The organism is Sphaerospermopsis sp. LEGE 00249 (assembly GCF_014299995.1).
Classification (GTDB): Bacteria; Cyanobacteriota; Cyanobacteriia; order Cyanobacteriales; family Nostocaceae; genus Sphaerospermopsis; species Sphaerospermopsis kisseleviana.
In genome coordinates, this window is the sequence record NZ_JACJUZ010000006.1 from 75,847 (window position 1) to 99,631 (window position 23,785).

Here is a 23,785-nt window from a genome sequence, read left to right on the forward strand (position 1 = left end):
TTCAAGCATTACTGTTATCTTGGTTGACTTATACCTACTGCTTATACTTGACTTTGCTCTCTGGCAGCAGGATTGGGAACTTTGTATTTTAAGCTGCATTTTCCTATTAATAACCGCTAATTAGGACTTGCTGAGAAAGTCTTTCCATGAGGGGATAGGAGTCAGGAGTCAGGAGTCAGGAGTCAGGAGGAAGTTTGAAAATTCCTTTTCCATCTCTCGAAATCCCAAAAAATGCACACTTTTTCACGTATACCCTTCAAAACCCTTGCACTTTTTTCCTATTTATCAGCCTCAAACTTTTGATTTATCTGCGTTTTGCATTTTTTCAGCAAACCCTAATTATTAAAAAAAAAATTTTATCTATGACAGGGTGTCATATTTGGTGTTAAATGTAGTTAACATAAGAAAAGAAAAATAAAACTATATCTCAGGAGAGAGCCATGAAATTAATAGCAGCAAGTTGGAGACGCTTGACTTTAGCCGTTTTAACTGTACTGTTAGTTGTTAGCAGCTTTGCTGTTTTCACTCCCACCGCATCTGCTGAAACCTACACCGTCAAATTGGGTAGTGACAAAGGATTGTTGCAATTTGAGCCTAAGCAGTTAACTGTTAAACCTGGTGACACAATTGTGTGGTTTAACAACAAAGTTCCTCCCCACAACGTTGTCTTTGATCCTATAAAAAATCCTGCTAAGGATAAAGATTTAGCTGCATCTTTGTCTCACAAAAAATTAGCACTCAATCCTGGGCAAAAAATGGAAACAGTTATCCCCGCAGATGCACCAACTGGTGATTACACTTTCTACTGCGAACCTCACCGTGGTGCGGGTATGGTTGGTAAACTAACTGTTGCCAGCTAACAATCTCGCTCATTTAACACCAGATGATTTTTTTGATCATCAGGTGGTACAAACTAATGAATAGGAGCGGTAACGAGTTTGATCCCTGGGAAAGAATAAAGGGATGAGCTAGTTACCGCTAATTTTAGTTTGTAAGATAAATTTTATTTTATAAATGCCGTATTATAATATACAAGTTATTCCATCACTGAAGATGCCACAATCTCTTGGATTTATTAGTGATATCAATCCAAAATCTAAAATCTAAAATCTAAAATCAGAGATGTGCTTGTTACGAGGAAAATCTCTTGAGAATACCTTTATTAATTTTACTGTTGGCGATCGCCCTGTTGTTTAACTTCCAATTCATTGATCCTGCCTTAGCCGTAGAAGCATCTACAGGCAGCGCTATTTTTAGTAATCACTGTGCTTCTTGCCATATAGGAGGCGCTAATATCCTAGTTGAACATAAAACTTTACAAAAATCAGCACTATCAAAATATTTAGAAAATTATGATACTGAACCTATTCAAACCATTATCCATCAAATTCAGAACGGTAAAAGTGCCATGCCCGCCTTCAAGAGCAAATTAAGCGAGCAGGAAATTCTGGAAGTGGCCGCTTATGTTTTCCAGAAAGCGGAAACAGGCTGGTAGTATCATCTTTTTTTGAACACTTGTTATGAAGAAAGCAGGGAGCAGGGAGCAAGGGTAAAAATTAATTCTTGATTCTGACTGCTAACTTCTGACTCCTGTAGGGGCGTTCGCGAAGCGTGCTGGAAGCATCAGCATTCGGGCGATAAATTATCAATTTTGATCACAATTTTCTTGCACGGGCGAAGCATCCGGGCAATAAATTATCAATTTTGATCACAATTGTCTTGCACGGGCGAAGCATCCGGGCAATAAATTATCAATTTTGATCACAATTGTCTTGTACGGGCGAAGCATCCGGGCAATAAATTATCAATTTTGATCACAATTGTCTTGTACGGGCGAAGCATCCGGGCGATAAATTATCAATTTTGATCACAGGTTATTTTCCGAATGCTTCGCCCCTACGACTGATGAATTCTTAATTTTCTTGATTTGAGTTTTGTCTTGTTTCCTTGATTTGACGTAACTGTTGAATCAACTTTTGAGCAGATTCAGTAGATAAAGCAGGTTTATCATCACTAACTACAGATGTTGGTGATGAATTAGGAATAACAACAGCTTGATTATTAGACTGATTTTTGTCTATTTGTGGATCAGGTACTGTTTGATTCTCTGGACTTGGTGAGGGCTTTAACTGTTCAATCTTTTGGGGAATTTTCCTATCGCCATTATTTGTAAATCTGAGTTGGAAAGGATAAGAACTAATGCGTTGCTCACCTTTAGGTGGATTAGCGTTGAAAAATTCCCTAGTTTTGGATTGTAGTTCAGGAGATACTGATCCATCTTGAAACTTGATATCTAAGACCTTACCATCAGGAGCTACAACCAATCGACCCAAAACAGTACCTTCCATACCGGGTTGATTTGTCGAGATAGTTTCACGGATAACTGCTTGTTCCTTAACATTGGGGTATGCTTCCCGAATTGTTGTTCTCAGGGTGTTATAAGAGTCGAGCTTGGCCAGTAACTGTTCCCGTTTCTGACCTTGAGAATTAAACTCGCTTCCAGTTGTTACTTGGGTTTGTTGCTGAGTGGAAGTTGCTGAAGATGGGATCACGATTGCTGCTGCCCGTAATTGATCTTTACCTTGTAGAGATGGTTCAGCAGCAAGATCAGAAGCAGAATTAGCAGCAATTTGAACTGGGTTATCTCCTAACTGAATTTTTTGTGGTTCAGTAACACCCTGTGGTGTTGCCGTAGAGCCAATATCAATAGCATCAGGAGATGGGTTAATTAGCGGTTCACTAGGTAATTTATTATCTGTCTCAACTTGTGGCAAACGGTTGATATTCAGTGCTTGGGTTTCTTTAATTTTGGCATCTATATCATCCACAAAAGGAGAGGATGAGGGAGAAAATGTATTTCTACTGATGCGGAAATTAGAAACTTGAGTTCTAAAATCGTTTCTAGCAAATCTTTGGATAGGCTGACTTTTGGGCAAGTAAGAAAGATTATAGTTGGCCGATGATGTAGGGATCGGTGGCAGTACCGACTGGCTAGGTGAAGTAGCTTGGATAGCTGGTTCTACAGGTGGGATGATAACTTTTTCCTCACCAAAGTTAATTAAAGGAATTCCCGGTTGTTGTGGCAGTTGGGGTTGTAAAGCCAGTTGGGATGGTGCTGTTTGAGGCAATCGGTTTTGATCAGCCGAACTCAATTCCATTAATCCGACTGCTTTTGTAGAATCAGCTGCTGTGGATTGACTAGAATCAACAGGCATTAATGGCACAATCAAGGCAATAGCACCGTGAATACCAAGAGAGGCTATAGCTGCTATTCCAGTGGGTTGGCTGAATATTTCTGGTATATTTTTCAGGATGGATGCGTAAGACATAGCTGTTATCGTTCACTCGGCTCGGTTGCAATTTACTAGTCGAATCAGGCAGAAGGCTGTAACAGTTATAACACCAGAGAAAATCAGCTTTTTTTCATTGCTAGATACAGCCATTTCTGCCATGCTTTACTAGGGATTTTATCTTTTAAATTATATTGCCATTTTTAGAGATTGGGTCCTCACTAACAAATAATAACTTCCTGTTTTGGCATGGAAAACAGGAACATTCAAGCCAAAGCAGAGAACAGGTTTTTGCTACTCGTGAGTCGGTTCTATTAAAGTTCAATTACCAAATGCTTCCGTAGGAGACAGTTGAGAGAATTTAGCGGTGGGTACTTCTTCCACTTCTGGTAACTTTTCTAAAGCCAAGGCTGTAGACTGACTAGCACCAGATAAACGTTTTAACAGATTTGGTCGGGAATCATACAACAGGTAAATAATGCGATCGCCTATTTCCCAACTTTGATTAACTGACATTACCTGTAGGCGCTCTTCCCTTTCCATCAATAGCGGTACTAACACCCCAGTCCTAATCTTTTCCTGTATATGCTCCTGCTGACTGGAAAATTCAGCCTCATTCAAAGTAGTTGTTCCCAATTTTACCCGGCCATTACTTAAATATTCATTCCAGGTTTTCACAGGTAAGTCAGAGACAAAAGCTTGATTCACTCTGCTATTGCTGCTGTTCACCGAGCCAGAAGCTTGGGGATCACGGGGAAATACTGCTAAAACACGGGGTGGATTAAACTCCTCTGCTGCCCGTTGTGCTAACACAAAATTCACTTCCCCGTTATTAGTCATTGCCAAAAAAGTACCCCTTGAAGCAATGCCAGCTTCTTCCAATACTTCTGCATCTAGCGCACTACTAGCAATCACGCGCAGATTTTGAGCTTCAGCTTGAGCAAAATATTGGGAGTCAGTGTCAATAATGATCACACTTTCTCCTCGTTCCTGGAAGAACCTGGCAATCAATAAACTCAAAGGATTACAACCCACTATGACTGCCCCAGTCGCATCTTTAGAAGTGATGCGTAACCATTTCACCAGCCACCCAGCTGTTAACCCTTGACAAAAAACAGTCATGATAATTGTCAAGAACACTAAAGCTTTAATCGCATCACCACCATTAACACCGCGTTGTGTCAGGGAAATTGCAAATAAAGATGCCACAGAAGCAGAAACTATGCCTCTGGGCGCAACCCAACCTAAAAACAATTTCTGTCGCCAATTCAGATTACTGTTCCAAGTACACAATAAAATGTTGATCGGGCGCACCACAAACATCAATACCAAAACAGTGAATAAACTACCCCAACCTAACGCTAATACACTGGCAATAGATAAATCAGCGGCTAGGAGAATAAACAGTACAGAAACACTGAGAATAGTCAGCTGATTTTTAAAGCTGCGTAACAGGCGTTCTTCAGGCACTGATGAGTTAGCAAATACCGCACCAGCTACAACTGTAGTCATAATTCCTGACTCACTGCGAATAGTTTGCGCTAAGGTAAACAAACCCCACAGTCCTGCCAATACCATTAGGTTTTTCAGTTCAAAAGAGAGAAAATTGGCGCGTTTGAAAATCCAACTCATCAAAAAACCACCAACACCGCCAATCATTGCGCCTACACTTAAACGCAAGATTAAACCCATAATGGCTTTAATAGGGTCAGGATCACCATTCAAAATAGTATCTAGAACCACGTAGGCTAAAATAGCTCCCACCGGGTCAATTAAAACCCCTTCCCCTTCCAGCAGCGTTGCCACTTGTCGGTCTACGTTGATTTGTTTGATCAGTGGACCAATGACTGTAGGACCTGTGACAACGACTATGGAAGCATAGAGAAAAGCTATATTCCAGGGAAATTCTCCTAGCCAGTGCGCCGCCATACTGCCACCAAGCAGTGTGATCAAGGTTCCCAAGGTGACCAGCAGTTGCAAACTGACGGAAACCCTGCCCATCTCCCGCAGATCCAATTTCAGTCCGCCTTCAAACAAAATAATTGCCGTCGCTAGGGAAACAATTACTTCTAGTCCTGTTCCTAGCAGATGGGGATGTAATAGTCCAATGCCATCAGCACCCAAGAGAATGCCTAACAAAAGTAATAAGACGATGCTGGGCAGCTTAAAATATGCAGCCATCACTTGGGCGCTGATACCTGCAAGAACTGTGAACACCATCTGTAGGGTGATTTGAAAAGATGCTTCCATGTTGTAGATTTTGAGGAATTAATTTCAAAATCCGTTAATTAACCTTTGTCGAGAATCATCAATATTAACATTAACTTTACAGGTACAACTGCACATCCATCTTGAAAACAATAGGATATTTTTTCATGCTTAGTTGTACATATTACATCTTTTTTCAGGATTTGGCGACCGTAATCAATAGGCTATTGGCAGCAGGAGGCATGAGGCAAGAGGTTTTTAGAAATTTTATAATTTCATAATTTTATAATTTCATAATTTCATAATTTTATAATTTTATAATTTTATAATTTTATAATTTTATAATTTTGTACTTGCTTTGGTTTTTCGTGCCGACTGACTTACCTGATGAAATGGGATGTTTGCAAGCCAATAACACGATAAAAAGTTTTTGGGCAGGTTGTTGCGTTATTGAGGGGAGGGATGAAAAACGATTCCAGCGGCTCCTGCCTTCTCCACTCCTCGATTTCCATGAATTTAGATGCCGAAAAAAAATTTTAGAAAAAGGTGTTGACATCCTCTGGGAAATAGAGTAGATTATTAAAAGTGAAGTCCGATGCCCCCATCGTCTAGAGGCCTAGGACACCTCCCTTTCACGGAGGTAACGGGGATTCGAATTCCCCTGGGGGTACTAAAACATAAAACATCAAAAAGTAGGGAAGAAATTTTATTTAGCGGATGCTGAATTAAGGTCAAAATATTACAAGAAAAGGGTTTTAGCCTTTTAAATTTTCAAAAAGTGCAAAGTTTATTGAAGGTTTGCTGAATAAACTGAAAATCACGATGAATAAAGAGTTGGAGGGTGATAACAAAGAAAATAGGTGCAAGGTTTTGAAAACTATGAGTAGGAAAACCTTGCACTTTGTTGGTTTTTACCTCGTTTCCAAATACAAAAAACTCCTTGATATCCTTGAACTGCTGACTCCTTGATAGCGACTTGTACTGAGCCTGTCGAAGTAAGCGTGGCGTTAGCCATTCTCCTTAATCTTCACGGAAAGACTTTTTCAGCATCCCCTACTTAACTCATTAGCTCTTTGGCGAATTGCTATGAGGTTTAGTTGTAGGTCTTTGCTGAGACGTTTTTCAATAATTGCTATTGGCATTGTTAGCTTTGTCCAAACTTGAATTGTGTAGCAGAGGTTAGTACCTTGACTTGTACCAACTGTATAAGGGTCTAAGCTCCAGCAACCGGAAAAACCTTTGAAGTCTCCTTCTACCATTTGGAAGTTGATGAGTTTGGGAAAGATTTCTTCTAGATCCAAAACCACACGCGCACAAAACTTGAAATTGAGCAAACGCTGAGATCCTATCTGTTCTAGACGTATACCTCCATTGGGATGCTCTAACAAACAACTTTTGGCGAGATTAGGGATAAATTGAGGTAAGGCTTCATAGTCTGTGAGAATTTTCCAGACTTTTTCGATGGAGTGGGGAATTTGAACCTGGGCGGTAATTTGCCGCTGTCGTTCTGCTAATTTCTCCACTTGGATGATGACTGGATCAATATCCAAGTTGGTTTCTAGAGCATTGTCATCAATGAGGTTGGGGGAATCAAGCCCCGCTGTTTTGTTTTCTGTAGTCACTGTTGAGAATGTGAATGAGTTGCTGAGGAAAACTGAGGTAGTGTGAGGGTAAAACAAATTTCGCTCAACTGAGAGTTGTCAATAGGGTTACTCTCAACAGCGATCGCTCCCTGTAAATAAAGATATAAGCTGCTTCCGATACAAAAAAGCTAACTAATGCTAACAAAAGTTGGCTACGAGAAAGTATCTTCACCTACTAGCTCCGATACTTTCTCCTGGTGGTTGTGGCTTGCTTAATATTTGATAATTAACCAATACAAACTTTGTTCCAGCACTATGATCATAACTGGTAAGCAACCTGGACTATAATTTGCTATAGAGCCAAACTCTCAGCACTTAGAGGAACCATGTCGCCATTCTTTGTCAGTCCTAATAACATTGGCTGTTGAGCTTCAATTAACTTACCTGTGAGGACACAACGTTCATCTTGCTGGGCTGTAGCCGCTATACTCGCTCGAATGTCAGCACGGGAAAATCGGGGTTTCCACTCACCTGATTTTTGCTGCACATAATTCCAGAGAACATTTCTAATCAAAGCTTGATATCCTTGATTGCCTGCTATCTCTTTCAGTTTATCTTTCAGTTCGCGTTCTAAACGGATGCTGGTAACTTCCATGTCGGTGGTTGATGTGCGTGCGATGGTATGCATTTGATTTTTTCTCCTTTATAGATATGGACAGGATAGTAATACAAGTGTAGTATGTTTAAAGGAATGTTCAATAGATAAAATTTTTTTGAGGTGAATTTTTTTGTGAAATTCATTTACCCCATTTCCAGTCCCTTCCATCCCAGCAACTGTCAGGCCAGTTGGGAAATTGTTGTTGTGGGAGTGGAGTATTTATTTATGGCCGATGGTATTCAGCATCCAAGGCAAAACACAGAGAGTAATTATGATTTTAGATATATCAACTTTGATCTGCTGAATATTAAACCACTATTAGAGATAACAAGCGGGAGGTACAGGGAAAATGTTGTACCGGAATAAGACCAGAAAAGTATCAGGTCAATTTTAGCCCCCGCTGCCGATATAGGTAAAGCGGGGGTTTTTAATCAGTAATTGGTGATTGGTGATTGGTGATTGGTGACTAATGACAGATTTGCAAGCAAACCTGGAATAACAGGAGAGCATAAGAAATGCTGAAATTAAATTATACCGAAAGAAGCTTTTATTTAGAGTGTATCACGCTGTCACTGGAAGAATGGGTGGCGCAAAGAGTGATTTTGGCGCTGCGAATCGGTCAAACGCTACATTTTGAACCTAGCACGGCTTCCTTTTTGCTACCTGTAGATTTACCAGGAGTAGAAAGGCTCAAGGCTGAGGCACAACGAAATGACGGTGACATTATAGCTCTGTCTACCTGTGATGCTGAGTATTTGGAAATCACCTTGCGGGGTTCTTGGTTATCAGATGGTGCGGAAGAAGCCCAGGGTGTGTTTATAACGACAATGAGCGATCGCACTGAGTTCTTTTTACATAAACTTTGGCAAGAAGCTCAAGTTTGTGCATCTGTTTTAAGTGATTAAATTAGGCAGGGAATAGGGAATAGGGAGGAAAATTTTAGATTTTAGATTTTAGATTTTAGATTGGAGATAACAAAAACAATCCCTGCGGGTTCAGCAGTTGCTCATGGGGGAAACCCCCAAGACCGCACTGCTTCACCAAAATCCAAAATCCAAAATCAATAACTCCTGACTCCTGCTATATTATTGTTCCATTTCTAATAATTCGGGAACTGTGACAAATCTATAACCTTGTTGTTTCAATCCTGTGATAATTTCTGGCAATGCTTTTACAGTTCTTTCTCGATTTCCTCCCCCATCGTGCATTAAAACAATAGCTCCTGGTTTTGCACCTTTAACCACATTTTTCACAAACACTTGATATTTGGCACGAGGATCGGTATCAGCAGAAGTTAAAGACCACATGACAACGGCTTTATTTTGACTTTTAGCATAAGCAGCTAAACCATTATTTAAATAACCTCCAGGGGGACGAAATATAGATGTTTTTACCCCTGTGGTTTGATAGATTAAATCATTGGTTTTCTCAATTTCACTTTTAGCTGTGGCTGGACTCATTCTTTTATATAAATGATTCCAGGTATGATTACCAATGGCGTGACCTTCCGCTACCACTCGTTTAGCAATTTCGGGATGATTTTTTAAAGAACTTCCTACCCAAAAAAATGTGGCTTTGACATCATGTTCTTTGAAAATATCTAACATTGCTTCTGTGGTTGTTGGCCAGGGACCATCATCAATAGTTAACGCAATCACTTTTTCATTGTTTTTGAGTTTGACTTGATAAACTGTCTTGCCTTGAAATTTAGCAGGAACGGTAAAATTCAGGTTTTCGATTTTTGCTGGTGGTTGTGATTTTGTGTTTACCTTATTTTCAGGAATGGAAACACCAAAGGCTTCGCTGTTAGTATTTGGTTGTGGTGTATTTGGGTTACTGGTACAAGCAGTTATAAATAATGCTATTGTGGCAACAAAAATAATGTTTCTTGTTTTGTTGTGGTTGTTTGTGGAAGTAGAATTAACAAGGTTTAGCATTGATTTCTGTGATATATTTCACAATATGAGAATTTGAACTTTTACAGTTTTAACAGAAAATCTCAATTTGGGGTAGAGGTTTCATTGGTATAAAATTCATACCCTTAATTCTCAAATATAAGTAACAGAACATACCAAGACAGAGTTTGATAGTTTAGCGGCAGTGAGATTTTCTATCTCCAGATAGATTTTGATGAGCTTTTTAGTGCAAAATTCAACCTAATTCTCTCGTAAGATTGATGAAAATGCTCTGACAGTCAATTAATCTGAAACCAGAAAGAAAATAGAAAAGAAAAATAGAGTGGAAGAATATAAAAATGAAGATTCTTGATTTTGCTAAATCTAGATGGAAATTAGCATCGAGATTGATAGTATTAGCTTTTGCTTGTACCTTCATATTTTTATTCAATGCTTTTCCTGCTTTAGCTATCAGTAGTTATCAAAGTGAACCAACAGAAGGAACGACACAATTATTAGAAACTCAACGCAAAACTGATGAAGCTGCTAAAAAACCACCCATAGGAATGAAAGAATCTCAAGAAAAAACTAGGAGAGGACTTAACGAGGTTCAAGGAGCAGCTGATATTGAAAAAATGAAGCGTCCTGAAAATACCGAAAGTGGGACTACTTCAGTAGAACAGGAAGTAGAAAGTTTTTTGGAAAAAATTACAGGCAGCAACCAATAATTCATAATTCATAATTCATAATTATGATTTTTCGGTTTTGAATTGGTTTTGTTGGGTTGATGGGGATAATGTCGATATTTTGAGAACTTATTAAGTAAGTAGTTAATAGTTGAAAGGCAAATAATGAGCATGAATACAATCAATATTGGATTGACAGAAGAACAACGTCGCGGTGTGGTGGATTTGTTAAATCAAGATTTGGCAGATGCTTATGTGCTGGTAGTAAAAACTAAAAAATATCACTGGGATGTTGTTGGTCCTCAGTTCCGCACGCTGCATGAATTGTGGGAAGAACAGTATGAAGAAATTACAGAAAATATTGATGAAATAGCAGAAAGAATTAGAACTTTGGGTGGTTATCCCATTGGTACAATGGAAGGTTTTCTCAATATTGCTACTCTCAAAGAACATAGCGGAGAAATTCCTACAGCAACAGGAATGGTAAATCAATTAGTGGAAGATCATGAGCAGATTATTCGTAATTTAAGAAATCATGTAGATCGTTGTAGTGAAGAATTTCATGATCAAGTTTCCGCCGACTTTTTAACTGATTTGATGGAAGAACATGAAGAAATGGCTTGGATGCTACGTTCATTTATTGAAGGACAAGCATTAGAACCAAATGCCAAACAACAACCAACAGAAACTAAAGTTCCGGTGGGTGTTTAGTTAAGAATTTGCCACACAATTTTCAACACAAAGAGAAGATAAATTAAAAGGAGTAAACAAGTGCCAGAAGGATATCAAGCAGAGCGTACCATCTCAGCTGTATTTAAAGAACAAAAGCAAATTAATGATGTAATTCGTCGTTTACTAAATAGAGGTGTACCGAAAGATCATATTTCAGTGATGGGGAGAAATTTCCAGTCAGAAACGCGAATTTCTGGTTTTATTACCAAGCGCGATGTGATTTTAGGAGGTTTGAGAACAGGGGCAATTTTTGGATCTTTGTTTGGTTCTTTCCTCAGCTTACTTACAGGTGTAGGAGTATTGTTTATTCCTTTTGTCGGACCAATCGTGGCAGCAGGACCTATTGGTGCGGTGTTGCTGGGTGCTGCGAGTGGTGCGATCGCTGGTAGTGCTGGCGCTGGCTTGGTATCGGTTTTTACGGCTATGGGAATGCCAGAAGATAAAGCAGCGGTTTATCAAACTCGTTTACAAGCGGGAGAGTTTTTATTAATGGTAGAAATTCCGAGCGATCGCAGCGGTGAATTTCAATTAATATTAGAAAGTTCTGGTGGTGAAGAAATGCACACCATTGGTAAAACACTTACCCATCCTTGTCCGGGTCCTTGTAACAGTCCAGAAGATTTATCTCCTGAAGTTCGCGCTCATTTATCAGCAGAATCACAACAATTGTTCATTCAGCACTATAACACTGTACTTGATGAAACCAACGATGAATTTACCGCTGAACAGTCTGCTTGGGATGCGGTTCATCAACAATTTGATGAAGATGAAAATGGTGTGTGGTCAAAACAAAAAGTTGGTGTTTAATTTCTTTTATTTCCATAACGAGTAATAGGTAATGGGGTAAAACTCATTACCTTTTTATCATTGACTAAATTTTATTTGCTAATATCTCGTAACTCAGGATTCAATCATCTTAAACTCACTCATCCATTAATGACTGGTATGACCACTAACTAAGCCCCAAATAAAAATGGCGATCATTGCCCCAATAATAGCCACAATTATACCGGGTATGCTCAAGGTTGCGGCTGTAAATTGTAATGTTCCTGTTTCCAATAAAGTAACTAAAGTTCCACCTATTAAAGCACCAATAATTCCTAATACCATTGTGGCTAAAATTCCGCCACCTTGACGACCAGGATAAATAGCTTTAGCGATAGCTCCGGCGATCAGACCCAGAATTATCCAAGCAATAATATTCATAGTTTATTCCATGAAAATTTCCATCTATAGATTAGTAATTTTATCTACTCATTAAGTCTATCAAAAGAGAGATTTAATTAATTGATAATTGATAATTGATAATTAATAATTCATGACTTATAGTTTGTGGGTAATTGTATTTTTTGTGAATAATTAAATCAAATAAATCAAATAAATCAAATAAATCAAATAAATCAAATAAATATTGTGGGGTGGGCATACTTCGACATAGTTCGACTGCGCTCACTAACCGTAGTTCGACTCCGCACTTCGACTTCGCTCAGGACAGGCTCAGTACAAGTCGCTCAGTACAAGTCTTGCCCGCCAATCGTGTACCTCATTACAAAGGAAAGTGCTGTATTTAAATTGGTATTTAATTGGCATACATTGAGAAAATTCGTTTGCATATCAGGGCTAATGCAACTGTAATCATCATAATTAATGTAATTTTACCACCTGGTATCAATGATTGATAAATACCATTTGTCAATTTTTGTTTTTCTCGTTGTTGCCAACTCATAATTGCCGGAATAATTCCTCCTAAAATCGAAACACTAAATATTCCCGTATAGTCTAGAGCAGTAAAAAATATGCTGGGGTTTATTGTTCCTAAACTCATGGGTGGAAATAGCACAAGTGAGAAAATAGGAAACCGAGAAATTTGATTTTTTGTCATCCGAGAAATGTCTTGAAAGAAATCGACTAAACCGTAAACAAAACCGATAAATGAGGTGATAATTGCGAACTCTGAAAAAACAGTTAAAACTAATCCTAAAATTTCTCCTGCTTCTCCTGAAAGCAAAATTTGTAAGGGATCAAAAACACTGCCACTTTGTGAATTATTCTGGAGGATATCAGGACTAACGCTGCCTAAAATAACAGCATTCCAAGCCAAAAACATCATCAAAGGAATGCCAGAACCGATAATAATTGATTTCCTGATTTTGCTGATATCGCCTTCTAGTTGTGTCACCACTACAGGCACAACGTTATGATAAAAAAGAGCTACACAAATCACAGAAACTGCACCACCGACAGCTTGCCAATTTTGAAAGAGAAATTGTGAGCTTTTTACTTGTCCTGATCCTAGCAGCAATAATCCAAGAAAAGAAGTAATGACAATTGCCACAAAGGCACTATTTAACTTCTGAATAAATCTTTCTTTTCCTAAATAGAGAATGCCACCAAATAACAATGTAAAAGTTGTTGTTCCTATCCAGTTAGGTAAAATATTTTCTAACCCAACTATTTTAGTTAATGTCGATAATAAAATATCTCCACCTTTACTGATATACGCCACTAAAAGGGCGTAGTGCTTAAACAAATATGCACCACCAGCAATTCTAGATCCTGTTTTTCCCAACGTCTTTTCTACAGTTGCCAAAAAACCTATGCTAGTCATGCCTTCTGCACCCATAACATTTAAGGTTACTTCGGCAATTAATAAACCGGAAAATAAGGTGTATAACCAAACTGCAATAATGACAATTGTAGATGGTAAAATACCCGATGGTAAAGTTACCGCAGGTAGGGCAAGAATACCAGCACCAACAGTAGTTCCAGCTATCAAAGCAGTGCTTCCTAAAACGCTACCTGGTTGATGATTTAATTTATTACCATCAAATTCCAGGTGAGAAAATAATCTGGTGACTTGCTTTTGTTCTGATTTGAGAACTTGATTCATGGGTTTTTGCTGGGATATCTGCCCAAAGCAGCAAGAAAATATTACTTGATATTACTTGATATTACTTGATATCAGTAATTTTAGCAAAAGATTTCCGCTAATTCCTCGTTTTTCTCGTTCCCATACAGAGTATAAGAATGAATTACAGCAGTTTTCATGTCTTTAGACCACATATTGACGCGAAACCTAAATCAAAATGTGTTTTATTTACCTGAAAATAGCTGTATTAAAAGCTCTGCCTTTATGGGATAGCAGAGTCAGAGACTCTGTGATGACATTCCCAGTTAGAAACTGGGAACGAAATAACGAGATAAAGGGGAGGTTTTAAACTTTGAATGAAAAAATTGTCAATTGTCAATTGTCAATTGTCAATTATCAATTGATAACTGATTTTTTAAACAAACCGCTTTGTAAACTCATACATTAAATCTACTCTTCCTTTACGTAACATAGCGGGATCTAATCTTTCTGTAGTATTGCAAGTCATCAAAACCACTAAATGCTGCTTCATTTGTACACCAGATTCATCAATTACACTTTGGTACAAAGTCCCATCTAACAAGGCTAAAATATGTTCAGTTTTGTTGTTATATTGGGCTACTTCTGAAGCTCTATCTTGAGCTAAGTTATCAGCTTCGTTGATGATGATACAAATTTTCTCTAAATAGTTGGGTGGCACAAAGTTAGTAATAGCATCATGATCCAAAATAAAGATGACATAACCTAAAGGTACTAAAATTTCCTTGGCTACTGATTGTGTCCATGCTGTTTTTCCTGTACCTGGTTCTCCATGTACCACAATTGCTAATTGATTTTGATTGAGAATAGCTTGCTGCACTGAATCAGTAAAATCTTGAATTTCTTGGGGAAATGTGCGAATGGGAAATTGATTATGAACTTTACCGACACGGCTTTGATATCCACTTAACATCACTGCTAAATCATAAGTGGCTTTATTGATTAATGGTGCTAAATTTTTTGACATTAAAGTATATTGTCTGCGTCCCCGATCATAGGGGTCAATTTGTAACCAAATATCGTGTTGAGACCAGTAAGCATAAACGGTATTGACGACATCTAACCGTTCCCAACTAACAAATTTTTCGACGGGAAAATAGAAATCTCTTTCTGCATAATATTGGGTGATAATATCAGGACGTTCCAATAAACGTAGAACGCGCAAAACAGTAATTTCTTGCAATAAATTCAGTACATAATCAATAGGAATGCTGTTACGGCTGACAAATTGGACAATGGGTGTTTCTGTACTTAAAACGTCTTTGTAACGATAATCTGGTGTGAGTGCATCGGGTGTGACGAAGTTCCAAAATTTCTGAAATTCACTACGAGTATAGTCAGAAGCTAAATTTAATATATTTGCCCACCAGGTATAATCTTTTCTGGCTAAAGCGTCTGCATAAAAACTGACTAGATTAATACTTCTTTGTGTTAACTCTTGAGTATCATTTAATATTAGTTGTTGGAAATAGTCCCAATCAAAATCACGCTGAAATGGTCGCCAACCACTAGCTAGTAGGTTGTGACGATTGTTGTTCGCGGAACTACTATCATTATTTCGGAAATAGTCAAAATCCATAGGAGTAAGTAGTCAGTAGTGAGGATTAGAGGCGTTCCGGTGGAACGTCTGTACAGGAGTCAAACCTGGTTGATATTTGATTCTTGTTACATAATTAGTCTGGTATATCTTACAATGTAACTTTATACTACAGAAATATAGCTACGTCAAGTATTATGCTTAAAATTGTTCAGTTTGAGCAAGTATCATATCACTTCTTTACAAACCTACAAAATACCATCGCAATTCAAGTAATATTTCTAGCAATGTTTATCGTCTGCTGTATTTAGGAAATTTCTCGATTGATGGGGGTATATGGCAATTTCCCATATATTGACAGCAAAATAAATCACTGAAGTCATAAATTTAACAGTTTATTTTCATACTGTTTAATGCAACTAGTGTAATTTAATTTTTTGCTTATAGATATGTCAATAGTGATACTAAAGTAAATAACTATGCCTTTTTTCTCTACAAAGTTATTGTGAACTTATGAGGAAAATATTCTGTAATTTTGCATATAATCAAGGGGTGTCTACTAAAGCTATTCAGATTGAGTTGTTCTTTCCTGTTGAATGTGGGTAAGGATGATCAACTGAGTGGCAGCAAAACACTAGCTAATCTTGAATCAGCACGTCTTATGGTTTGTGGGATTATCGCCTAGTTTGACTATCAAGACGATAAAGCCCAATTTAATCTTCTGGAGACTAGATGTATCTGACACATTCATTCATGAGTGATGAAAAGAAGCAAAACTCTCAGCCGCCTTTGATTTTGGTAGTAGAAGATCATGATGATAGTCTATTACTACTTAGTTATACTTTGGAGTTACTAGGGTGTAGATTTATTTGTCAAAATGACAGTTACACTACACTCTTAGTAGCAAAAGAATATCAGCCAGACTTGATTTTGTTGGATATTCTGTTACCTGGGTTGAATGGTCTAGATGTTGTGCGATATTTAAAGCAAGATCCATTAACTCGCCACATTCCTGTTGTTGCTGTTACGGCTTTAGCTGGCAGGGAACAGCAAGAACGTATCCTGGGAGCAGGTTTTGACGACTATCTCAGTAAACCCTATATGCTGGAGGATTTAGAGGCAATTATTCGTCGTTTTCTTGATCACAAATTTGAGCCTTTTTCTCCGTTTGAACAATGCAGGTAAATAGAATCAAAATTTTTATGACTTCAAAATTTTTATGACTAATCTTTGCTGTCACAGGGTTTTATTTCTGACTCCTGACTCCTGACTCCTGACTCCTGACTCCTGACTCCTGACTCCTAAAAAATTAAGTTTCCTTTGGCAGTTTGATTTTGAATATACTACCTTTACTTAATTCTGATAAAAGTTCGATTTTTCCACCATGCGCTTCTATGATTCTTTGTGATAAATGCAGTCCTAAACCACTACCTGATCTTTTATTTCTCCCTTGACGAAATCGCTCAAAAATTGTTGCTTGATCTTCTGGTGCAATGCCATAACCAGTATCTTCAATTTCAATTACTACTTCACCTTGATGTGTTTTGGTGGGGCAAGTTTTCAAAATGCGAATTTCTACACCGCCTGTATCTGTAAACTTGATTGCGTTACCAATTAAGTTATTCAACACTCGGCGTAGTTCTAATCTATCACCTAAGACAATTCCTCCATGATTTTCTACCTGGTTTAACTCATGGGTATCTAATTTGAGAGTTAAGTTTTTCTCAACAGCAAGGGGAGTTAGTTCACTGATGACTTCTTCAGATATTTCTGTTAAGTCGCATTTTTCCAAATTTAAGGTCTTTTTACCTGCCTCGAAGCGATAAACTTCTAGTAAGGTATTGACCATTTGCATTAAATTTTGGTTACTGCGAATCATCACAACGATCGCTTGTTTCATTTCTGGAGAAATTTTACAAAAAGTCTCCTGTTGAAACAAAGCTAACATTCGATCAGCTGCTACTAAAGGTGTGCGTAAATCATGAGTCAGACGCGAAACAAAATCTTCTCGCTGACGGGACATTTTTTGCTGTTCATCAATACTATGCTTCAGTCGCAATAGCGATCGCACTCTGGCTAATAATTCATCAGTATCAAATGGTTTGCGAATAAAATCATCAGCACCCGCATCTAACCCTTCCACTACACTAGATTCATGAAAAGCTGTGATTAACAAAATTGGAATATAACTCAGATCAGGATTATCACGAATTCTCCGTGTTACTTCATAACCATCCATCCCTGGCATCATCACATCTAGTAAAATCAGATCCGGTGGAGATTGTGCCACTTTTTGTAAAGCAGTTGCTCCATCTGATACTAAATCAATTTCATAACCCTCACTCTCTAAGAGTGTTTGTACTAAAATTAAATTATCTCTTGTATCATCAACGGCGAGGATACGATCAACCTTATCACTTTTGACAAAAGACATAGTTTATGTTTACAACTTTTTGGTCATTAATCTAAATTAATCTACTCTGGAATCTACACTTGGGAATTTACATGGAAGTTGACAGTAATTTAAAGTTTCAGATCAGGATATCCTAGCGAAACTTTATTGAATTGAAATGGTAGGTGAGGTAGATTTTGCTGAGAATAATAAATTCCATCATCACTACCGACATTCCAACTATAATTATCTCTAGTATTATCTCCCGCATGAGGTGATAATGAGATTTGACGTGGCAATTCAATTTTAAATACCGAACCCACTCCTAATTGACTTTCTAGAAATATTTTACCTCCCATCATTTGTACCAATGAATCAATAATTGCTAAACCCAGTCCAGTTCCTGGATATTTACGACTAATACCTTGATCTACTTGTCGAAATGCCTCAAAAATATGTTGATAATCTTGAGGGGAAATACCAATTCCTGTGTCTTTAATACTAATTGATAATTGATTTCTGGTAATTTCTTTCACTTCTACTTTAATGCTTCCATACTCTGTAAATTTAACCGCATTGGAGAGCAGGTTAATTAAAATCTGATGTACGCGCACGGGATCATTAAATACCAAAGTATTTTCTAATTCTATTTCCACTAACAAAGATAACTTTTTTGCTTCCGCTAAAGAACGAATTTCACCTACAGTATTATTAACTATCTTTGATAAATCACATATTTCCGGTTTTAGTTCTAATTTACCAGCCTCCAATTTAGAAAAGTCTAAAACTTCATTCAATAACATCAGTAAATGCTTACCATTATTGAGGATACGCTCTACCAGATCCGCTTGCTGATTGGTAAGTTGACCAAATTTAGGACGTAACAGTATTTGCGAAAAACCAATGATGGCATTCATTGGTGTTCGTAACTCATGAGATATGGTAGCTAAAAATTGTGATTTAAGTCGTGATGCTTCCAACAATCTCAAATTTTGTAATTGAATTTGTTGCCTTTGTCTCTCCAATTCTTGGTTCTTCCTAATCAGTTGTTCATTACTTTCTTTAAGTTGTTGATATGCCAAATCTGCTTTCATTTCTGCCCGATATAACCGCATCGTGTTTCGCAAAACCAATACCAAATGTTCTGAATTTAGTTGAGATCTAATCAGATAATCTGTAGCACCAGCTTGCAATAAATCAACAGCAATTTTTTCCTCTCCTTGAGCGGTGAGAATAACTAAAGGAACTTTGATTTCACAAGAGCGCAGCTTGTGAATTAAAGTGAAGCTATCTTGGTTTGGTAAGCAATAATCGAGAAAAACGCAGTCAAAATTAGTATTTTGGAGAGCAGAAAGGGCATTATTACCGTCGCTGACTTCACACAGTTCCATATAAACATCAGCTTTTGTCAGGGCTAGACGGACTGCCATGCGATCTACTTCATCATCATCTACAACCAAAATTTTCAGCGTCTCTTCCATTAGTTTTTATTTTCGCTGTCCAAAAGAGATTGAAGTACAGCATTTCTATTTTCAGATAGTAAGCATTCAGCTAAAACTGCTTTTTCAACTGATTTTCCAGGATGTTTAGGGGAGACTGATACTAAAATCAATTTCCTAATCCCTTGCTACAAATGCTCATAAATCCCAGATAATAGGTGATTACTGATTACTGACTGCTGAATACTGACTTCCAATACAGCAGCAGTCAGAACTAAAATGCTGTTAGTTCCAGGCTTTGTCAATCTCATTGTTTACTTTATTTACCTACAAGAAGCTGTATATAACTACAGAATTGACAATTTTTGTGTATCTCAAAAAACGCTATTGAGTAACTCAGGTATTTTACACAATATCTAATTAATATTTTTTACATTCAATTTATCTTCCTCCACTTTTAGTAGTTTTAATTTGTTATGTTTTTAGCTGGTTGCAGAATCAAGTATTTGATTTTTTCTGCCATTTTTTTTTGATTGTGTTGAATCTCCTGGTTATAACTCTAACAAACGGAAAATTGCTCTCGTTTAATAAAAAATAATTTAAAAACAATTGGCAATTATCCAGATGAAAGTGATTCTCTATGAAATCTGGCAGAGTCGAGAGAAAGTAAAATCAAATACTTTATCCATCTCAACACAATTGTAAATGAGTAAATGATTTACCGTCCTCACCCATTAGTGAGAGTTGCATACAAACATTGTGTACCATCAGCTTGAGCAGTTTTACTCACTTGAACAGTAGTTAGTCTTGATTCGTGAGTGATTAATCATTCAATATTAAAAAGCTGTAAGTGCATATCTTGCTATTGCCACATAAACGCGAATCATTAGTTTTAAGCCCTTGCCCTCGTTCATAGGTAGAAAATTTTAAATTATCTGATGTTGTATGTGATGTTGGCGGAGCCTGTGGTCGGTACTATGATAGATGATGAAGTTACCAGTTGGTCATTCTGTTGATCATCTCTTGATACAGCACTTCCCGGTCTAATACTGTACCTCAAAACAAAGGAATCTGCTGTAAGTTTATGTCGCAAGAATCTTGTGCTAGGATAAAAATGTGAACCTCCTTGATTCAGCAGGCTATATACAAGGCTTTAAACTTGAATTTGACAGAATAACTAGAGTCAGATGTAATACATTTTCTGATCAGAGTCAGTAAAAATCACCCCGATTACTGTCTCATTAGTTACTACGTAAACAACTGATCTGGTGTCAAAAAAGTAAGATCTCAAGTTTAGCACAAGCATTGTTGACAGAGTTGATGAGAAGAAAAAGACAAATTTATAACATTTAACCAACTCGTCAAGGTGAGGTAAAAGTATTCAAGGAGATTGGTAGAACTTAAAATTCAAGAAAAAATGAGAATAAGGAAGGCACAGTCATAACAAATAGGTTGATTGTCTGATTTTCCATTGGTTTCAATATTTCATATTTTCCAAAAAAATAGCCATATACCCGTAGCTAGATTTTTACTTCTATCCCAGATAAAATAAGTGAAATTTATTATTTCTGTCGATGGATGCAACCAGGTCAAAATATCATCTATCTTTAGTTTGGGAAAATTAGATCCAAATTAGATCCAAATTAGATCCAAAACTTACATTCATTGTAAGAATTCAGGAGTCAGGAGTCGTAGGTGCGAAGCATTCGGGCGACCAATTATCAATTTTATGCAAAGGCTATTTTCCTGTAAGGGCGAAGCATTCGGGCTATAAATTATCAATTTTGATCACAGGTTATTTTCCGAATGCTTCGCCCCTACTTCGCCCGTACAGGAGTCAGGAGTCAGGGGTTAGAATATTTGTGTGCAGCAGGAATCTACATGAGCAAGTTTGTTTATCAGTTTGTTCATCAATTATCAAGCATGACTCGAAAACTCTCATTCATTCTGAATCCTGTATTCTGTCTCCTCAATCCTTACCAGTCAAATTAAGTTCAAATTAATTTCAAGTTAAGTTCAAGTTAAGTTCAAATTAAGTTCAAAGCAGCAGTTTAAGTTCAAAGCAGCAGTCAGATATATAGTTGGGTGTAACAATGAATGAGATTAGCATTCTTTTAATTGAAGATCATGATTTAACCCGGATGGGGTTAAGGGCTGCATTGCAGTCACACGGAGGGTTAAGGGTGATAGGTGAAGCGGCAAATGCCAGCCAAGGATTAAAACTTTTGGAAACTGCCAAGCCGGATGTAGCAGTAGTGGATATTGGTTTACCAGATATGGATGGAATTGAACTCACCCGCAAGTTTAAACGCCATCAAGCAGAAACTGGGCAAAATAATACAAAAATTTTAATTTTGACAATGGATCATACAGAAGATGCCGTCTTAGCTGCTTTTGCGGCGGGTGCAGATTCTTATTACATGAAAGAGACAAGTATTAACAAATTAACTGAAGCCATACAAGCTACTTATGCTGGTAACTCTTGGATTGATCCAGCGATCGCCAATGTGGTACTCAAAAAAATGCGCTCAAGTTTACCAGGAGAAAGTCTCACATCTGATAAACCAAAGACTGTAAAAATTGAGGCTTTAGCTACAGAATATGAACAAGTTCTGGAAACCTATCCTTTAACTCAGCGGGAACTGGAAATTTTAGAATTAATTGTTGCTGGTTGTAGTAACGGTCAAATTGCAGAAAAACTGTATATTACTGTGGGAACAGTAAAAACTCATGTTCGCAATATTTTGAATAAACTTTGCGCTGATGACAGAACCCAAGCCGCAGTTCGGGCTTTACGTTCTGGGTTAGTAGGTTAATAGGTGACAGGTGACAGGTGACAGGTGACTGGTGACTGGGGAAGAAGTGATAGAGGTTAAGTTAAACGTTCTTGCAAACATTCGGCAATACGTTTGGCAGCACCAGGTAAACCCATCCTTTTAACTCCATTTTCAGAAATTTCGTGTAAAAGATCGGGATTTTGTAACAGAGACTGTATTACTTGGGCAACTTTTGCTGGTTGGTTTACTAAAATTAGAGATGATCCTAGAAGACGACTTTGGGCTTCTGCAAAAGCAGGATTATATTGAGGACCTTTACCGGGAATAGCGATCGCTGGTTTGCCTAAACCAATAAATTGTTCTGTTGCTGTACCTGCCATAGCGATCGCTAAATCCCCCAAATGTAGACAATCATTATAAGCTTGTTGAGTGAGCATAAGATAAGCATTTTTTTGTTTAAAAATCAAAGCATTAGCATCAGCGAGTTTAACTGGAGATTGATCCCATTTTTGCCAACCTGGAATTTTTAAAGTTTGAGTAAAAATATTGCCATCTAAACCGGGAGCGATCGCACCTAAAAACACCATCTCTCGCTCCCGGAAACTCTCAATCAAAGCTGATACAGCGATCATCATCACTTCCCAATTATCATAAGCCTCACCTGCACGAGAACCGGGAAGCAAAGTCACAACCAAAGGACGAACAATCTCTTGTTGTTCAAAACTATCATAATCAAATCTAGAAGTGCTAAAAGAAGGATCTAAACCATCCATCATAGGATTTCCCACATCAAAAGCTGTAATAGGCCACTTTCTTAAAATTTCCGTTGTCAGCGCATCTCTAGGAAACACCGCCCGACAACGACGACGACTCATCAACCACCTTTCCCAAGGATGATAAATAGAACCTGAAAAATTTTCCCAACGTGCCGATTTTGACTTTCTGGGTAATAAACCCAACTCATCCCGCACATAATATTCAGATTTTGCCGTTCCCACAAAAGCATAATTAGCACCGCTGATAGCTGCAAACAAAAGTGGTACAATATCCCCCACAGATAAAATCGCCTTTTGATTATCTAACTTTGTTTGCGAACTTACCCAACCACGCACCGCTTGAATCTGCTTCCAAGTCAGTTGTACCAAACCACCCTGGACATCCCGCATCAGTTGACGACTATCCATATAAATAAAACCACCAGAAGGCATAGTCTTAACTTCACCAATACAAGGCACATTTAAATTTTGGTAAGCACGACCTTCACCCACTATAGGTAAAGCAAAGATATCAGGAGGAGAAGATAACTGTTGCAGTTCCTTAATGATCCGTGCAGCAATGATATCTTCACCATGACCATTACTTAAAACCAGTAACTGTAAACGAGAACTTTTATCTGGAGACTGCTTCAATAAAAGTAATTGAGATAGATCACGCATAGAATTTTAGATTTTAGATAGGGGCTTGCAATTTGTCATCATCAAGCCTGATAATGAATAATACCAATTACCAAAACAACCAAAACACCTGTACCCAGATCCTCGACTTCTCAAAGAAGCCGGGGATCTTTTTAGGTTTTGGATTTTAGATTTTGGATTTTAGATTTTAGATTCGGTCTTGCAATTTGTCATCATCAAGCCTGATAATGAATAATACCAATTACCAAAACAACCAAAACACCTG

At 37.7% G+C, this 23,785-nt stretch carries 20 protein-coding genes and 1 tRNA gene; 9 read left to right on the plus strand and 12 right to left on the minus strand.

Annotated elements, in window-relative coordinates:
- The first annotated feature begins 440 nt into the window (after nt 1-440).
- Both petE and petJ read left to right on the plus strand, forming a co-directional pair.
- A complete protein-coding gene (gene petE, locus H5968_RS03815; RefSeq protein WP_096568357.1) occupies nt 441-860 on the plus strand; it encodes a plastocyanin in 420 nt (139 codons plus the stop codon).
- Between the two features lie 287 nt (nt 861-1,147).
- Nucleotides 1,148-1,495, plus strand: a complete 348-nt coding sequence (petJ, locus tag H5968_RS03820) for a cytochrome c6 PetJ (RefSeq protein ID WP_187038875.1) — start codon at nt 1,148-1,150, stop codon at nt 1,493-1,495.
- A 418-nt stretch (nt 1,496-1,913) separates the two neighbouring features.
- On the opposite strand, the gene H5968_RS03825 is transcribed toward petJ, so the two are convergent.
- Together H5968_RS03825 and H5968_RS03830 are read right to left on the minus strand one after the other, a co-directional pair.
- Entirely contained in the window at nt 1,914-3,329 is a 1,416-nt protein-coding gene (locus H5968_RS03825; protein ID WP_187038876.1) for a hypothetical protein, read from the minus strand.
- Between the two features lie 282 nt (nt 3,330-3,611).
- Nucleotides 3,612-5,540, minus strand: coding sequence for a sodium:proton antiporter (locus tag H5968_RS03830; RefSeq protein ID WP_187038877.1), 1,929 nt, complete (start codon nt 5,538-5,540; stop codon nt 3,612-3,614).
- 555 nt (nt 5,541-6,095) lie between these two features.
- On the opposite strand from H5968_RS03830, the gene H5968_RS03835 reads away from it, so the two are divergent.
- Nucleotides 6,096-6,168, plus strand: a tRNA-Glu gene (locus tag H5968_RS03835).
- A gap of 373 nt (nt 6,169-6,541) precedes the next feature.
- Here the strand turns inward: H5968_RS03835 and H5968_RS03840 are convergent.
- Nucleotides 6,542-7,120, minus strand: coding sequence for an SRPBCC family protein (locus H5968_RS03840; RefSeq protein WP_187038878.1), 579 nt, complete (start codon nt 7,118-7,120; stop codon nt 6,542-6,544).
- Between the two features lie 313 nt (nt 7,121-7,433).
- Nucleotides 7,434-7,769, minus strand: a complete 336-nt coding sequence (locus H5968_RS03845) for a hypothetical protein (RefSeq protein WP_187038879.1) — start codon at nt 7,767-7,769, stop codon at nt 7,434-7,436.
- Between the two features lie 485 nt (nt 7,770-8,254).
- On the opposite strand from H5968_RS03845, the gene H5968_RS03850 reads away from it, so the two are divergent.
- Entirely contained in the window at nt 8,255-8,644 is a 390-nt protein-coding gene (locus H5968_RS03850; RefSeq protein WP_096568377.1) for an alr0857 family protein, read from the plus strand.
- A 180-nt stretch (nt 8,645-8,824) separates the two neighbouring features.
- Here the strand turns inward: H5968_RS03850 and H5968_RS03855 are convergent, their stop codons facing one another.
- A complete protein-coding gene (locus H5968_RS03855; RefSeq protein ID WP_187038880.1) occupies nt 8,825-9,676 on the minus strand; it encodes a polysaccharide deacetylase family protein in 852 nt (283 codons plus the stop codon).
- 317 nt (nt 9,677-9,993) lie between these two features.
- Here H5968_RS03855 and H5968_RS03860 point away from each other — a divergent pair, with 317 nt between their 5' ends.
- The 3 genes from H5968_RS03860 (at nt 9,994) to H5968_RS03870 (ending at nt 11,859) form a co-directional block, all read left to right on the plus strand.
- Nucleotides 9,994-10,362 carry a hypothetical protein gene (locus H5968_RS03860; protein WP_187038881.1) on the plus strand — a complete coding sequence of 123 codons (369 nt, stop codon included), beginning with the start codon at nt 9,994-9,996 and terminating at the stop codon, nt 10,360-10,362.
- Between the two features lie 129 nt (nt 10,363-10,491).
- The gene (locus H5968_RS03865; protein ID WP_187038882.1) at nt 10,492-11,031 is read left to right on the plus strand and encodes a Dps family protein; all 540 of its coding nucleotides are present in this window, start codon (nt 10,492-10,494) and stop codon (nt 11,029-11,031) included.
- Between the two features lie 60 nt (nt 11,032-11,091).
- Nucleotides 11,092-11,859, plus strand: a complete 768-nt coding sequence (locus tag H5968_RS03870) for a ChaB family protein (RefSeq protein WP_096568385.1) — start codon at nt 11,092-11,094, stop codon at nt 11,857-11,859.
- 126 nt (nt 11,860-11,985) lie between these two features.
- Here H5968_RS03870 and H5968_RS03875 read toward each other — a convergent pair whose 3' ends face one another.
- The 4 genes from H5968_RS03875 to H5968_RS03890 form a co-directional block, all read right to left on the minus strand.
- Nucleotides 11,986-12,258: a GlsB/YeaQ/YmgE family stress response membrane protein gene (locus H5968_RS03875; RefSeq protein ID WP_096568388.1), complete on the minus strand. Its 273-nt coding sequence runs from the start codon at nt 12,256-12,258 to the stop codon at nt 11,986-11,988.
- Nucleotides 12,259-12,331: 73 nt separating this feature from the next.
- The gene (locus H5968_RS03880; protein ID WP_187038883.1) at nt 12,332-12,478 is read right to left on the minus strand and encodes a hypothetical protein; all 147 of its coding nucleotides are present in this window, start codon (nt 12,476-12,478) and stop codon (nt 12,332-12,334) included.
- A gap of 153 nt (nt 12,479-12,631) precedes the next feature.
- Entirely contained in the window at nt 12,632-13,942 is a 1,311-nt protein-coding gene (locus H5968_RS03885; protein WP_187038884.1) for an amino acid permease, read from the minus strand.
- Between the two features lie 394 nt (nt 13,943-14,336).
- Entirely contained in the window at nt 14,337-15,539 is a 1,203-nt protein-coding gene (locus H5968_RS03890; protein ID WP_187038885.1) for an AAA family ATPase, read from the minus strand.
- Between the two features lie 690 nt (nt 15,540-16,229).
- Here H5968_RS03890 and H5968_RS03895 point away from each other — a divergent pair.
- Nucleotides 16,230-16,682, plus strand: a complete 453-nt coding sequence (locus H5968_RS03895) for a response regulator (protein ID WP_096568395.1) — start codon at nt 16,230-16,232, stop codon at nt 16,680-16,682.
- 124 nt (nt 16,683-16,806) lie between these two features.
- Here the strand turns inward: H5968_RS03895 and H5968_RS03900 are convergent, their stop codons facing one another.
- Together H5968_RS03900 and H5968_RS03905 are read right to left on the minus strand one after the other, a co-directional pair.
- Nucleotides 16,807-17,931: a hybrid sensor histidine kinase/response regulator gene (locus H5968_RS03900; RefSeq protein ID WP_187038886.1), complete on the minus strand. Its 1,125-nt coding sequence runs from the start codon at nt 17,929-17,931 to the stop codon at nt 16,807-16,809.
- A gap of 89 nt (nt 17,932-18,020) precedes the next feature.
- Nucleotides 18,021-19,370 carry a hybrid sensor histidine kinase/response regulator gene (locus H5968_RS03905; RefSeq protein ID WP_187038887.1) on the minus strand — a complete coding sequence of 450 codons (1,350 nt, stop codon included), beginning with the start codon at nt 19,368-19,370 and terminating at the stop codon, nt 18,021-18,023.
- A gap of 2,051 nt (nt 19,371-21,421) precedes the next feature.
- Here H5968_RS03905 and H5968_RS03910 point away from each other — a divergent pair.
- Nucleotides 21,422-22,144: a response regulator transcription factor gene (locus H5968_RS03910; protein WP_096568407.1), complete on the plus strand. Its 723-nt coding sequence runs from the start codon at nt 21,422-21,424 to the stop codon at nt 22,142-22,144.
- 56 nt (nt 22,145-22,200) lie between these two features.
- On the opposite strand, the gene H5968_RS03915 is transcribed toward H5968_RS03910, so the two are convergent.
- The gene (locus H5968_RS03915) at nt 22,201-23,541 is read right to left on the minus strand and encodes a lipid-A-disaccharide synthase-related protein (RefSeq protein WP_187038888.1); all 1,341 of its coding nucleotides are present in this window, start codon (nt 23,539-23,541) and stop codon (nt 22,201-22,203) included.
- Nucleotides 23,542-23,785: the final 244 nt, after the last annotated feature.